The organism is Streptomyces fractus, from assembly GCF_049844455.1.
GTDB classification, from domain to species: domain Bacteria; phylum Actinomycetota; class Actinomycetes; order Streptomycetales; family Streptomycetaceae; genus Streptomyces; species Streptomyces fractus.
Genome location: NZ_JBMYHI010000002.1, coordinates 8,634,658 through 8,647,788, shown reverse-complemented (window position 1 = coordinate 8,647,788; position 13,131 = coordinate 8,634,658). Strand labels below are relative to the sequence as shown.

General features: G+C 72.1%; 12 protein-coding genes. 2 read left to right on the top strand and 10 right to left on the bottom strand.

Features of this window, described 5'->3' with window-relative positions; all coding sequences use genetic code 11:
- Positions 1–6 precede the first annotated feature (6 nt).
- Together ACP4E5_RS41360 and ACP4E5_RS41355 are read right to left on the bottom strand one after the other, a co-directional pair.
- Positions 7–906: an aminoglycoside phosphotransferase family protein gene (locus tag ACP4E5_RS41360; protein ID WP_425838849.1), complete on the bottom strand. Its 900-nt coding sequence runs from the start codon at positions 904–906 to the stop codon at positions 7–9.
- A gap of 92 nt (positions 907–998) precedes the next feature.
- Positions 999–3,113, bottom strand: a complete 2,115-nt coding sequence (locus tag ACP4E5_RS41355; protein WP_425838846.1) for a phosphocholine-specific phospholipase C — start codon at positions 3,111–3,113, stop codon at positions 999–1,001.
- 201 nt (positions 3,114–3,314) lie between these two features.
- Here ACP4E5_RS41355 and ACP4E5_RS41350 point away from each other — a divergent pair, with 201 nt between their 5' ends.
- The gene (locus tag ACP4E5_RS41350) at positions 3,315–4,064 is read left to right on the top strand and encodes a DeoR/GlpR family DNA-binding transcription regulator (RefSeq protein WP_425838843.1); all 750 of its coding nucleotides are present in this window, start codon (positions 3,315–3,317) and stop codon (positions 4,062–4,064) included.
- The gene (locus ACP4E5_RS41345; RefSeq protein ID WP_425838840.1) at positions 4,061–5,404 is read left to right on the top strand and encodes a 6-phospho-beta-glucosidase; all 1,344 of its coding nucleotides are present in this window, start codon (positions 4,061–4,063) and stop codon (positions 5,402–5,404) included. The genes ACP4E5_RS41350 and ACP4E5_RS41345 overlap by 4 nt, the downstream gene beginning before the upstream one ends.
- Here the strand turns inward: ACP4E5_RS41345 and ACP4E5_RS41340 are convergent.
- From ACP4E5_RS41340 to ACP4E5_RS41305, 8 genes are all read right to left on the bottom strand, one after another.
- Complete coding sequence (locus ACP4E5_RS41340; protein WP_425842053.1) at positions 5,392–6,795, bottom strand: amino acid permease; 1,404 nt, start codon at positions 6,793–6,795, stop codon at positions 5,392–5,394. The genes ACP4E5_RS41345 and ACP4E5_RS41340 overlap by 13 nt on opposite strands.
- 113 nt (positions 6,796–6,908) lie before the next feature.
- Positions 6,909–7,910, bottom strand: coding sequence for a proline racemase family protein (locus ACP4E5_RS41335; protein WP_425838837.1), 1,002 nt, complete (start codon positions 7,908–7,910; stop codon positions 6,909–6,911).
- Positions 7,910–8,851, bottom strand: a complete 942-nt coding sequence (locus tag ACP4E5_RS41330; protein WP_425838834.1) for a dihydrodipicolinate synthase family protein — start codon at positions 8,849–8,851, stop codon at positions 7,910–7,912. Before ACP4E5_RS41330 ends, ACP4E5_RS41335 begins: the two co-directional genes overlap by 1 nt.
- Positions 8,848–10,356 carry an FAD-dependent oxidoreductase gene (locus tag ACP4E5_RS41325; protein WP_425838832.1) on the bottom strand — a complete coding sequence of 503 codons (1,509 nt, stop codon included), beginning with the start codon at positions 10,354–10,356 and terminating at the stop codon, positions 8,848–8,850. The genes ACP4E5_RS41330 and ACP4E5_RS41325 overlap by 4 nt, the downstream gene beginning before the upstream one ends.
- Positions 10,353–10,559, bottom strand: coding sequence for a hypothetical protein (locus ACP4E5_RS41320; protein WP_425838829.1), 207 nt, complete (start codon positions 10,557–10,559; stop codon positions 10,353–10,355). The genes ACP4E5_RS41325 and ACP4E5_RS41320 overlap by 4 nt, the downstream gene beginning before the upstream one ends.
- Positions 10,556–11,104, bottom strand: a complete 549-nt coding sequence (locus ACP4E5_RS41315; protein ID WP_425838826.1) for a (2Fe-2S)-binding protein — start codon at positions 11,102–11,104, stop codon at positions 10,556–10,558. Before ACP4E5_RS41315 ends, ACP4E5_RS41320 begins: the two co-directional genes overlap by 4 nt.
- Positions 11,101–12,294 (bottom strand): NAD(P)/FAD-dependent oxidoreductase, encoded by a 1,194-nt coding sequence (locus tag ACP4E5_RS41310; RefSeq protein ID WP_425838823.1) that lies wholly within the window; start codon positions 12,292–12,294, stop codon positions 11,101–11,103. The genes ACP4E5_RS41315 and ACP4E5_RS41310 overlap by 4 nt, the downstream gene beginning before the upstream one ends.
- Positions 12,295–12,412: 118 nt before the next feature.
- Positions 12,413–13,033, bottom strand: a complete 621-nt coding sequence (locus tag ACP4E5_RS41305; RefSeq protein ID WP_425838820.1) for a helix-turn-helix domain-containing protein — start codon at positions 13,031–13,033, stop codon at positions 12,413–12,415.
- Between the last annotated feature and the right edge of the window lie 98 nt (positions 13,034–13,131).

Genomic DNA, 13,131 nt, shown 5'->3' with positions numbered 1-13,131 from the left:
CGCCGCTCAGGCGCGGGCGGCCTCCGCCAGGATCTCGCCGACCACACGCGACGCGCTCCGCACCATGAACGGGTTCGAATCCCGGTAGTACGCCAGCTCGTGGACCGCGATGGTCAGCGCCCAGCCACGGGCGCGCGCCCACACGCCGTCGTCGACCGCCACGGCCTCCCGGAAGACCCGCCGCTCCGGCCCGCCCAGGACGTACCAGGCGGTGATCAGATCGACGGCCGGATCGCCCGTGCCCATGCACCCGAAGTCGATGACCGCGCCGAGCCGCCCCCGCGACACCAGGAGGTTGCCCGGCTGAAGGTCCGCGTGCAGCCACACGTCACGGTCCGCGCCGGGCGTGCGCACCGCCTCGCCCCAGACCGCGAGGGCCGCCGCGGAGTCGAGCGTCCCGTCCAGGCGGCGGATCACCTCGCGGGTCCCGTCGGCCCGTTCGGCGAGCGGCCGCCCACGGAACGACTCCGGCGCCCCGGCGGTGTCGATCGCGCGCATCGCCGTGACGAAGCCGGCCAGATCCTCCGCGAGCGCCTCCGCCTCGGGCCGGTCGAGCCGCCCCACGACCGGGTTCTCGCCGGGCAGCCAGCGGTGCACCGCCCACGGCCACGGGAAGCCGTGCCCTGGCTCCCCCTCGGCGACCTGCTCGGGCACGGGCACCGGCAACCGGGCCGCCAGATACGGCATCCACTCGCGCGCGTCCGCCAACTCCTGTACGACGCCGGGCAGCCGCGGCAGCCGCACGACCCACTCCTCGCCGAGCCGGTACAGAACGTTCTGCGTGCCGTTCGAGTCGACGTACTTCAGGGGCAGGTCCGCCCACCGAGGGAACTGCCCGTCGACGAGCGCGCGGACGAGGTCCTCGTCGAAGTCTGGCTCGTTCCGGTGCAGCTTGCGAACGCCCATGGTCACCTTTCGCGGGAGCGGCCTTCCTGGCCGGGCAGAGCGTAGCCACGCACGCCCGGCCGGGCGATCGCTTTTCCCGCGCGCCCCGGGAGTTACCCGGAGACCGAGGGCCGCCCGTTCTCGATGTGGCCCAGCAGGCGCCGCGCGAAGTCGGGCTCGTCCTCGCAGCGCACCAGCAGGTCGTACCAGCCGTGGGTCTTCGCGGCGGGGTGCGTGACGGTGGTGCTGTCGCCGGGCGCGACGCGGACCTGCCGCGTGAGGGCGGCGGCGTCGGCCGCGCGGACGTAGGCCTGCGGGCGGACGGTGAACACCTTCGCCTCGGTGCCGTGGTTGGCCAGGGTGATGCGCAGTTCGCGGGTCTTGGCGCGCACGGTCGAGGTGACCTCGGCGGTGGACGCGGCGAGGCCGGCGAACTCGCGGCGGAAGCCGTTGGGCCCGGTGACGGTGAACCGGTAGCGGTCCTTGGCCGGTGTCACGGTCAGGGCGCGGGTCCCGGAGACGTCGCGGTGCTGCGGCACGTCGAACTCGCCCTCGTACGGGTAGAGCGCGAAGTGGGCGCTGGACGCACCGGAGTTGGAGAGGGTGACCTCGACGCGGCCCTCGGCGATCCGTACGTACGCGTCGGTCTGGTACGGCAGCGGGCGCGCGGGCCGGGTGCCGGGTTCCTGCACGGGCATCTTCTGGTCGGCGGGCGGGACCGGCTTCCAGCGGGCGCTCGCCGGCGGCACGTCGCCCGGGTAGCGCACGGCGGGCTGCTTCTCGGCGGTGTCGAAGTCGAACGCGGAGGTCAGGTCGCCGCAGATCCGGCGGCGCCACGGCGTGATGTTCGGGTCCTCGATGCCGGTCCACTTCTCCAGGAAGCGGTTGACGGAGGTGTGGTCGAACAGTTCGGAGCAGACGTGGCCGCCGACCGACCAGGGTGAGATGACCAGCATCGGCACGCGCATGCCGAGCCCGGTGGGCTGCCCCTGCCACCACTCGTCGGGGTCGCCCGGCTCGGGCGCGGGCGGCGGCACGTGGTCGAACAGGCCGTCGTTCTCGTCGTAGTTGATGAGTACGACGGTCTTGCGCCACACCTTGGGGTGCGAGGCAAGCGCGTCGAGGACCTTGTACGGGACGCTGGCGCTCGCGGCGGGGACGGAGACGCTGGGGTGCTCGGAGTCGACCGCGGACGGCACGAGGTAGGAGACCGCGGGCAGCTTCCCGGCGGCGACGTCGGCGGCGAAGCTCTCGGCGAGCGTGCCGGTGGGCACGCGGCGCAGGGCGCGCTCGAACAGGCTCCGCTCGGCCTTGGTGAGCGCGGCGACGCCCTCCTCCAGGAGCCCGAGCAGCCGCTCGCGCTCGGCCGTGTCGCCGGCGTCGTCCGCCTTGCGGACCAGGGCGTAGAACGACTCCATGTACGTGTGCCCGCCGGTCCTGGCCAGCGCCTTGCGGGCGACCGCCTTGAAGGAGGCGTAGAACTCGATCTGGTTGTCGGTGAAGTTCTCCCACTCGGTGTACGTCTGCCAGCTGCGGCCCTCCTTCTCCAGGAGTTCCGCGAAGGTGGGCCAGTCGTAGCCCTTGTGGGTGCCCTCGTCGTAGGCGCCGTTGCCGATGGCGCGGCCGCCGCCCGGTTCGTCGCCGGAGTTGCCGCTCCACAGGTAGTTGCGGTTCGGGCTCGTCGAGCTGTGCATGGAGGAGTGGTAGGCGTCGCAGACAGTGAAGGTGTCGGCGAGCTCGTACTGCAACGGGATGTCGGAGCGGTCGTAATACGCCATGGTCGCCGCGGTCTTGGCGGAGACCCACTGGTTCATCCAGCCGTTGTTCCAGGCCTTGTGGCCGCCGTTCCAGTCGTGGTTGAGGTCGCCGATGTACTGCGGGTCGTGACCCTGTGCCTCGGCCGCCGCGCGCACGGGGAACGGCAGGACTCTCCTCAGGCCGTCCGGCTGCTCGAACACGGGCTTGCCGTCCGGCAGTTGGATCGCGTTGCGGTCGCCGAAGCCGCGTACGCCGCGCAGCATGCCGAAGTAGTGGTCGAACGAGCGGTTCTCCTGCATGAGGATCACCACGTGCTCGATGGCGTCGAGCCCGCCGGACGGCGGCTCCGCTGCCAGCGCGCGTTGCAGGGAGGGCGGCAGCAGGGAGCCCGCCGCCGCGGCGCCGACCGCGCCCGCCCCGAGGGCGAGGGCACGGCGCCGGGACACGGGGCTCGAGAGGGGTTCGGTCATGTCGGCGGCTCCTGGGTTCGGTGGGGACGGGACGGTACGCAGGGACGCTACGAGTGCCGACGGTACGGATGGTGAGCACCGGATGAACTCATGTCGGCACGACTTCCGCGCCACTTCCGCACCACAGTCGACATCACGCAATCAAGCTCTGGACAAATGTGAGCATGGAATTGCGTGAATTTGACGAGTAGTGTGCGCCGCATGCTGGCAGAGCGACGACACCACCTGATCCTGCGTGCGCTGCGCTCCGGTGGGCCCGCGTCCGTCGCCGAGCTCGCCGAGCAGCTCACGGTGAGCCCGGCGACCATCCGCCGCGACCTGGTGAAACTGGAGGAGGACCGGCTCCTCACCCGCGTGCACGGCGGCGCCGTCATGGAGGAGGGCGACCAGCCCTTCTCCGAGGTCGCGCAGGTGCGGGTCCCGGAGAAGGACACCATCGCCGGGCACGCGGCGTCCCTGATATCGGACGGCCAGTCGGTGCTCCTCGACATCGGGACGACCGCGTTCCGCCTGGCCCGCCAGTTGCACGGCCGCCGCCTCACCGTCATCACCAGCAACCTCGTCGTGTACGAGGAGCTGGCCGACGACAGCGGCATCGAACTGGTGCTGCTCGGCGGCATGGTGCGGCGCGAGTACCGCTCCCTGGTCGGCTTCCTCACCGAGGACAACCTGCGCCAGCTGCACGCCGACTGGCTGTTCCTCGGCACCAGCGGCGTCCGCCCGGACGGGCAGGTGATGGACACGACCGTGGTGGAGGTCCCGGTGAAGCGGGCCATGATCACGGCCGCCGACCGCACGGTGCTCCTCGCCGACTCCTCGAAGTTCCCCGGCACCGGCATGGCCAAGGTGTGCGGCCCCGACTCCCTCGACGTAGTAGTGACCAACTCCTCCGCGCCGGCGCCGACTTGTGCCGCGCTCACGGAGGCCGGCGTGAAAGTAGTCCAGGTATGAAACTCACCATTCTCGGCGGCGGCGGATTCCGGGTGCCGCTCGTGTACGGGGCCCTGCTCACCGACCACGCGGAGGGCCGCGTCACCGAGGTCGCCCTCTACGACCTCGACGCGGCCCGGCTCGACGCGATCGCCCGGGTGCTCGCCGAGCAGGCCGAAGGGGTGCCGGACGCGCCGTCGGTCACCGTCACCACCGACCTCGACGAGGCGGTGCGCGGCACGGACTTCGTGTTCTCGGCGATCCGGGTGGGCGGCCTCGCGGGGCGGGCGGCGGACGAGCGGATCGCGCTCGCCGAGAACGTGCTCGGCCAGGAGACCGTCGGCGCGGGCGGACTCGCGTACGGCCTGCGGACGCTCCCGGTCGTCGAGGAGATCGCCCGCCGCGTCGCCCAACTCGCCCCGGACGCCTGGTTCATCAACTTCACCAACCCGGCGGGTCTGGTCACGGAGGCGCTCGCGGACCACCTGGGCGACCGCGTCATCGGCATCTGCGACTCCCCCGTCGGCCTCGGCAAGCGCGTGGCGCGGGCGCTCGGCGCCGACCCGCAGAACGCCTGGGTCGACTACGTCGGCCTCAACCACCTCGGCTGGCTACGGGCGTTGAAGGTGAACGGCCGCGACGAACTCCCCCGCCTCCTCGCCGACGAGGCGCTCCTCGGCTCCTTCGAGGAGGGCAAGCTGTTCGGCACGGAGTGGCTGCGCGAACTCGGCTCGATCCCCAACGAGTACCTGCACTACTACTACTTCAACCGTGAGACGGTCCGCGCCTACCAGGAGGCGGAGGCCACCCGCGGCGCCTTCCTCGACGAGCAGCAGTCCCGCTTCTACGACCGGATGCGCGACCCGGCGGCCCCGCCGCTCAAGACGTGGGACGCGACGCGGGCCGAGCGCGAGGCCACGTACATGGCGGAGAACCGGGAGGCGGCGGGCGCGGGCGAGCGCGACGAGGCCTCCCTCACGGAGTCCGGCGGCTACGAGAAGGTGGCGCTCGACCTGATGCGGGCCATCGCCCGCGACGAGCGGACCACGCTGATCCTCAACGTCCGCAACCGCACGACCCTTTCGGCGCTCGACGCCGACGCCGTGATCGAGGTGCCGTGCCTGGTCGACGCCAACGGCGCGCACCCCGTCGCCGTCGACCCGCTGCCCGGGCACGCCACGGGACTCGTGACGTCGGTGAAGGCGGTGGAGCGGGAGATCCTCGCCGCCGCCCGCTCCGGCTCGCGGGCGACGGCGGTGAAGGCGTTCGCGCTGCACCCGCTGGTGGACTCGGCGAACGTGGCCCGCCGCCTGGTCGACGCGTACCGGCAGGCACACCCGGGCCTCGGCTACCTGCGCTGACCCTCGCGGTGCTCGGCCGAGTTCCGGTACCCGTACGCCGCGTAGACACCGATCCCGATGAGCATCCACACCGCGAACCGGACCCAGGTCACCCAGTCCAGGTTGCTGATCAGCCACACGGAGAAGGCGACGCCGATCGCCGGGACCCACGGCACCAGCGGCGTACGGAAGGAACGCGGCAGGTCGGGCCGCGTCCTGCGCAGTACGACGACGGCGATCGCGACCACGATGAACGCCATCAGGATGCCGATGTTGGTCAGATCGGCGGCCTCCCGGATGGGCAGGAACCCGGCGATCAGCGCCGAGCCGATGCCGACCGGCCAGATCACTCGCGTGGGCACGTGCCTGCGCGGGTGGTTGCGCGCGAAGTACCGCGGCAGCAGCCCGTCGCGGCTCATCGAGTACCAGACCCGGGACACCGCCAGCATGTTGGCGAACGCCGACGTGGTGATGCCGATGACGGCGCCCACGGCCACGACGAGCCCGAGCCCGCCGAGCCCGACCGCCCCCAGGGCGCTGGAGAACGGACTCGCCACGTCGATGTCCCGGTAGTTCTGCATCCCCAACAGCACGACACACACTGCGAGATAGATGAAAGCGGCGATGCCGAGCGAGACGAGGATGGCCTTCGGCAGCACCTTCTTCGCCTCGGCGCTCTCCTCGGCGGCCGCACTCATGGCGTCGTACCCGTAGACGGCGAAGAACGCGGTGGCGGCCCCGGTGAACGCGCCCCCTACTCCGTAGGGAAGGAACGGCGTGTAGTTGCCCGACTTGATGTGAAAGGCCCCGGCGACGACCACGAGCGCGACGATCCCCAGCTTCACCACGACGAGGATGGTCTCGAACCGCGCCGACTCCTTCGTCCCGCGGGACAGCACGAAGGCGAGCAGCAGGCACAGCAACAGCGCGAACAGGTCGACGCGATGACCGGATCCGGTGCCGGGGGCGCCGAGCATCCAGTGCGGCACGTCGATGCCGATGTGCTCCAGGATGTACGAGAAGTATCCGGACACCGCGATGGCGACCACGGCGACGATCGCGGTGTATTCGAGCAGCAGGTCCCAGCCGATCGCCCAGCCGACGAACTCGCCGAGCGCGGCATAGGAGTACGTGTAGGCGGAGCCGGCCTTCGGGATGCTGCCGGCGAACTCGGCGTAGCAGAGGGCGGCGGCGCCGCTGGCCACGATGGCGATGAGGAACGACAGCATCACGCCGGGTCCGGCGTCCTCGTTGGCCACGACGCCGGCCAGCGAGAAGACGCCCGCGCCGACCAGGCCGCCGAGGCTGAGGGCGACCAGCTGCCACAGCCCCATGGTGCGGCGCAGTCCGCCGCTGGTCTCCTCCTCCGAGTCGTCGACGGGCTTGAGGCGGAAGATTCCGGCGCGGGACAGAAGCCCGCCGTCGGGCCCGGCCGGATCGCGGGGTGGATTGGTGGTCGTACGGGACACGGTGACTCCTGAGAGGTCTTCAGGGGCTCTTCCGGGGCTCTTCGAGGGCTCTTCGGTCAGAGCACGAAGCCGTGCGGGAACGGGTCGCGCGGGTCGAGGAGGTAATTGGCCGTGCCGGTGATCCACGCCCGGCCGGAGAACTCCGGTACCACGGCGGCGAGTTCACCGACGCGCGCCGTGTCGACGAGGCGGCCGGTGAACCGCGTGCCGATGAACGACTCGTTCACGAACTCGGTGTGCAGCGGGAGTTCACCGCGGGCGTGCAGCTGAGCCATCCGGGCCGAGGTACCGGTGCCGCACGGCGAACGGTCGAACCAGCCGGGCTGGATCGCCATGGCGTTGCGCGAGTGCCGGGCGGTCGAGTCGGGGGCGAGGAACTGCACGTGCTTGCAGCCGCCGATGACCGAGTCGAGCGGATGCCGCGGCCGGTTGTGCTCGTTGATGGCGTCCGAAATGGCGAGCCCGGCCTTGAGGATGTCGTCCTTGCGGGCCCGGTCGAAGGGCAGCCCGAGCTGGTCGAGTTCGGTGATCGCGTAGAAGTTGCCTCCGTACGCCATGTCGTAGCGGACCTCGCCGTACCCAGGCACCTTCACGGTGGCGTCCAGCTCCAGCGCGAAGGCATCCACATTGCGCAGGGTGACCTGCTCGGCGACACCGTCGCTCACGGCCACCCGCGCCTCGACGAGCCCTGCCGGGGTGTCGAGCCGCACCACGGTCTCCGGCTCACTCACCTCCACCATCCCGGTCTCCACGAGCACGGTGGCGACGCCGATGGTGCCGTGCCCGCACATCGGCAGGAAACCGCTGACCTCGATGTAGAGGACACCCCAGTCGGCGTCGGGCCGGGTCGGCGGCTGGAGGATGGCGCCGCTCATGGCGGAGTGGCCGCGCGGCTCGTCGACGAGGAACCGCCGCAGTTCGTCGAGGTGTTCAAGGGCGTACGTACGGCGCTCGGCCATGGTGTCACCGGGGATGGGACCCACGCCGCCGGTGACGACGCGGGTCGGCATGCCCTCGGTGTGCGAGTCGACGGCACTGAGTGTGCGGACGGACCGCATCAGATGTTCCCCTTCTCCAGCGCGGCGATCGCGCGGGCCATGTCGGCCTCGACCTGCTCGCGCAGCTCGGGCAGCAGCGCCCCGCGCGGCGGCCGGCAGGGCCCGCCGAACCGCCCGACCTGCTCCATCCCCAACTTGATGGCCTGCACGAACTCGGTCCGCGAGTCCCAGCGGAAGGCGGCGACCAGCGGCTCGTACAGCGCCCGCGCCTCCTCCACCTTGCCCGCGAGGGCCAGGTCGTAGAGCCGGGCGGACTCGGCGGGGAACACGTTCGGGAACCCGGCGAACCACCCGGTGGCCCCCATCAGCAGGCTCTCCAGGACGACATCGTCGGCGCCGCTGATGATCTCGAGCCCCGGCGCCTTCTCCTTGATCTCAAGGACCCGCCGCACGTCGCCGGAGAACTCCTTCACGGCGACGATGTTGTCGATCTGCGCGATCTCGGCGAGCAGATCCGGCGTGAGATCGACCTTCGTGTCGAAGGGATTGTTGTAGACCATCACGGGCAGCCCGACCGAAGCCACCGCCTCGAAGTGGTCGATGACATCACGGGAGTTGGCCCGGTACAGGGTGGGCGGCAGGCACAGCACACCGTCGGCCCCGTCCTCGGCGGCGACCTCGGCCCAGTGCTTCGCCTGGTGGGACCCGACACCGTGCACACCCACCACGACGACTCCGTCGTCCCCGACGGCGTCGATGGCGGTCCGAGCCACCTTCCGACGCTCCTCGTCGGTGAGGGACGAGTACTCGCCGAGGGACCCGTTGGGGCCGACGCCGCGGCAGCCGTTGTCGACGAGCCAGCGGCAGTGCTCGGCGTAGCGGTCGTAGTCGACGGCGAGCCCGGCGGGGGCGGCGGCGTCCTCGTAGTAGGGCAGGGCGGTGGCGACGACGACGCCACCGAGGCCGATGGAGCCCTTCTGCTGCTGCTTGGTGTCACTCATGAACTGCTCTCCTCTGTACGGGAGTTGCGGGTGTCCGGGGAAGTGGTTTCGGGGTCGGCGGCCAGATCGCCGAGCCGGATCGGGCGGGCGATGGGCCGCCGGTGTTCGCTGGCCGGTGGCAGGCCCGGGATGTCGCGGTCGCCGTCGCGGCCGTCATCGTCGGGCCCGCGCAGGCGCGCACTGATCTCGGCGACCGTGGGCCCGCACATCCGGGCCTGGCACGGCCCGAGTCCAGCGCGGGTGGCGAGCTTGGCGGCGCGCGGGGCCGCGGTGGACTGCTCGGTGGCGGCGCGGCACACGGTGGCGTAGTCCGTCTCCTCGCACCGGCACACCACGGTCTCGGGCCGCAGCCAGCCGGTCCAGCCCGCCCCGATGGGGTGCGCGCGAGCCAGCCGTTCGGCGAAGGATCGGCCCTGGTCACGGCTGGTCCGCAGCCGGCGCACGGTGGCCGTGTTCCGGTCGCCGCCCGCGGCGAGCCACCCGGCGAGCGCGCCCTCCACGCGGGCCGCGGGCGCGCCCGCGATGCCGGTGATCTCGCCGGCCGCGTACACGTCGGGGCAGGTGGTGCGCTGGTCGCCGTCGACCTCGACGAACTCCCCGGCCGGGGTGGCGCGCAGCGCACACCCGGCGGCGAGCGGCAGTTCCAGCTGCGGACTGAACCCGTGCGAGACACACACGGCGTCGACGGCGACGGTGCGCTCACTGCCCGGCACGACCGACCAATCGGCGCGCAGCCGCGCGGTGACGACCTCCTCCACACACCCGTCGCCGCGCGCCTCAATGACCGTACGTGCGGTGCGGTACGGAACCCGGTGGCGGGCCAACAGCCCACCGTACTCGGCGAGTTCGGCAGCCTTCCCGGCCTGCGCGGCGAGCTGCCAGGGGCGGTGCCCCCAGCCTCGGGCGAGGGTGGCGGGGGTGTTGGCCTCCAGCACTTCACGCACCCGCGCCCCGGCCTCGATCAGGGACGCGGCCACCGGCAGCAGGAACGGCCCGCTCCCGGCGACGACCACCTGGTCGCCGACCACGACCCGCTCACCCTTCGCCAGCGCCTGCGCCGCGCCCGCGGTGAACACACCGGGCAACTCCCAGCCGGGGAAGGGCAGTACACGGTCGTGGGCGCCGACCGCGAGCACGAGCGCGTCGGGGTCGAGCGTGTGCCGGTCCCGGCCACCCCCGTCGGCCGGCCCGCGCAGCACGTGCACGCGCGGCGGTCCCGGCCGGGCCGGATCGGGCCGCTCCAGGGCCCACACGGCGGTCTCGGACCACCAGGCGCAGCGTGGATGGGCGAGGACCCGGCGGCGGCGTGCGTCGAAGGCGCGCCAGCCGTGGTGGAGGCGCTCGGGCCGTTCGGCGGCGTACGCCTCCGGGAGCATCCGGTGGAACTGGCCACCGGGCTGCTCGGCCTCGTCGACCAGGGTGACCCGCGCGCCCGCACCGAGCGCGGCATCGGCGGCGGCGAGCCCTGCGGGCCCCGCGCCCACGATCACTACGTGGCGTGTCATGTGCCCTCCGTGGGGATCGGGTCGAGTGGGGCTGCGAGGGACGGGTCCGTGACGAACGGGGCCGCGAGGGACGGGCACGTGAAGAGCGGATCCGCGAGGGACGGGCCCGCGAAGAGCGGATCCGCGAGGGACGGGCACGTGAAGAGCGGGTCCGCGAGGGGACTGTGACGGCAGACGGCGACGGGGCCGCGATTCGGCGTCACAGTCCCTCGTTCCTCACCTGGGTGCGGGGCTCGTCCCCGGCGCGCACCGCCGTGCGGGCTGCGTCTCCGGCGCGCGATTGCGTGCGGGCTTCGTCCCCGGCACGCGATTGCGTGCGCACCTCGTCCCCGGCGCGCGATTGCGTGCGGGCTTCGCCCCCAGCACGCGCCTCCGTGCCGGCTTCGCCCCCAGCACGCGCCTCCGTGCCGGCTTCGCCCCCAGCACGCACCTCCGTGCCGACTTCGCCCCCGGCGCGGGATTGCGTGCGCACCTCGTCCCCTTCGCGTGCGCGGCGGCGGCACGCCCGCACGTCGCGCTCGGGGCCGACCGTGACCAGGCAGTCGAAGCAGGCGCCGATGCCGCAGAAGACACCGCGGGGCGCGCCCGAGCGGCCGTGGCGCCAGGCGCGGCGGCCGGAGGCGAGCAGGACGCCCGCGATGGACTGCCCCTCGATGCCGGTGACGGGCTCGCCGTCGACGGTGATCGTCAGCGGCGTCTCGCGCCGCCCGACGGCGTCCGTGGCCGCATGTACGCGTCGTGGGCTCATGCCGCCCAACCTCCTTGAGTGCTTCCCAGGACGGCCGGCCGGTCCACCCGGAACGGCGTCGCGTCGATGTCGGTGGGCCGGCCCGCGAGCAGGTCCCGCACGAGGCGTGCGGTGCCGACGGACAGGCCGATGCCCGCGCCTTCGTGGCCGCCCGCGTGCCACAGTCCGGCGAGGCGCGGGTCGGGCCCGATGACGGGCAAGTGGTCGGGTACGTAGGGGCGGAAGCCGCCGTAGGCGCGCATCACCGGCACGTCCGCGAGGGACGGGAAGAGGCGCAGGGCCTTGGCGGCGATCGCGGAGAGGGCGTCGGGGCGGAGCCGGTCGTCGAAGCCGACGCGGCGGCGGGAGGAGCCGATGAGGACGCTGCCCGCGCGCGTGGATTCGACGACGGCGGAGGTCTGGAGGTCCTCGGCGCTGCTGCCGACGGCGCCCACGTAGTCGGCGTCGTACACCTTGTGGAAGACGGTGGGCGGGAGCGGTGTGGTGACCAGGACGTCGCCGCGGCGGGGGCGTACGTCGATGGGGGCGCCGAGGCGGGTGGACAGTTCGCCCGACCAGGGGCCGGCCGCGTTGATGAAGATGTCCGCCTCGATGAGGCCGCCGTCCGACGTGCGGACGGCGGTGAGGCGGTCGGAGCGGGTGACGGCGCCGTGCACCTCGCAGTGGGTGCGCAGCGTCGCGCCCGCCCGCAACGCGTCCGCGAGGAGGGCGGCCGCCGCTCCGGCGGGCTGCACCTGCGCGTCATCCGGGTAGTGGATGGCCGCCGTGTGGTCGCGGGTGACGTACGGCTCCGCGGCGGCGAGGGAGTCGGCGTCCAGCGTCTCCGCCCGTACGCCCGCCGCGCGTTGGGACTCGGCGAACTTGGCGAGTTCGCGGGCGCCGTCGTCGGTCGTGGCGACGACGATGCCGCCCTTGGGGTCCCATTCCGTCAAGTCGGGTGCATTGGCGTCCTGTTCGGCCATCTCCGCGACGATGTCGGGCCACAGGCGCCGGGACAGTTGCGCCAACTCGAGTTCGGGCCCGGGGCCTTTGTCGGACACGAGGATGTTGCCCTCGCCGTGCGCGGTGGTCGCGGCGGCCGGGCGGCCGCGGTCGACGACCGTGGTGACGCAGCCCGCGCGGGCCAACTCCCGCGCACAGGCGGCTCCGACGATTCCGGCCCCCAGAATGACCGCCCGCGTTCCGTACATCGAACCGCCTCCGTTCGCTTCATCGAACAGATCGGAGGCTAGGACGGCCCTTCAGAGGGTGTCAACGGATCCGGTGCGAGTGATCAAAAAATAGTTGCCCCATTCAGTCGTTCTCGGGTCAGTCACGCTCGGGCTCGGTACCACCCGGCTTCGGGTGCGGGATGCCCAAGTGCGCGTGCTCGTGCGGGCGGTACTGGAGCAGCAGCACCGAGTGCACGTCGCCGTCGAGCGCCGTGTAGGAGTGCGGGAGCGTTGCGTCGAAGCCCACGTAGTCCCCGGGGCCCAGCTCCACCTCGTCGCCGTCCACGCGGACCTGGAGCCGGCCGGTCTGCACGATGGTGTGCTCCGTGCCGACGTGACCGAGCGAGTCCTGCCTGCTGTCGGCCCGCACGACCTGGTCGTACACCTCGAAGACCAGGTCGCCGAACTCCATCCGGCGCAGCGGTCGCAGGTCGACACCCTCCCCGCTGAGCACCTCGACCTCCTTGGCCCGCACGACGGTCAGGCCGCCGGGGGCCCGCGTCTCGAGGAGGTCGGAGACGGGCACCTCCAGGGCGCGCGAGAGGCTGAACACCGTCTCGATGGTGGGGTTTCCGGTGCCGGACTCGAGCTGGGAGAGCGTCGCCTTGCCGATTTTGGAGCGCCGCGACAGCTCCGAGATCGACAGTCCGCGCTGCGTCCTCGCGCGGCGCAGATTGGCCGCCACCATGTCGCGCACCGACTCCTGAGGAACGTCCATAGCGTCTCCCTGACTCCCTTGACAGCGTTCGCTTTGACGAACACTATGCCGCACAACGCGTTTACTGACCCGAACGGTTCCTCGATCGTTTCCAGACT

Coding starts and splice junctions, on each gene's coding strand:
- ACP4E5_RS41305 (WP_425838820.1), bottom strand. CDS start 13,033: ATGGACGTTCCTCAGGAGTCGGTGCGCGACATGGTGGCGGCCAATCTG.
- ACP4E5_RS41330 (WP_425838834.1), bottom strand. CDS start 8,851: ATGAGTGACACCAAGCAGCAGCAGAAGGGCTCCATCGGCCTCGGTGGC.
- ACP4E5_RS41360 (WP_425838849.1), bottom strand. CDS start 906: ATGGGCGTTCGCAAGCTGCACCGGAACGAGCCAGACTTCGACGAGGAC.
- ACP4E5_RS41345 (WP_425838840.1), top strand. CDS start 4,061: ATGAAACTCACCATTCTCGGCGGCGGCGGATTCCGGGTGCCGCTCGTG.
- ACP4E5_RS41350 (WP_425838843.1), top strand. CDS start 3,315: ATGCTGGCAGAGCGACGACACCACCTGATCCTGCGTGCGCTGCGCTCC.
- ACP4E5_RS41335 (WP_425838837.1), bottom strand. CDS start 7,910: ATGCGGTCCGTCCGCACACTCAGTGCCGTCGACTCGCACACCGAGGGC.
- ACP4E5_RS41315 (WP_425838826.1), bottom strand. CDS start 11,104: ATGAGCCCACGACGCGTACATGCGGCCACGGACGCCGTCGGGCGGCGC.
- ACP4E5_RS41355 (WP_425838846.1), bottom strand. CDS start 3,113: ATGACCGAACCCCTCTCGAGCCCCGTGTCCCGGCGCCGTGCCCTCGCC.
- ACP4E5_RS41310 (WP_425838823.1), bottom strand. CDS start 12,294: ATGTACGGAACGCGGGCGGTCATTCTGGGGGCCGGAATCGTCGGAGCC.
- ACP4E5_RS41325 (WP_425838832.1), bottom strand. CDS start 10,356: ATGACACGCCACGTAGTGATCGTGGGCGCGGGGCCCGCAGGGCTCGCC.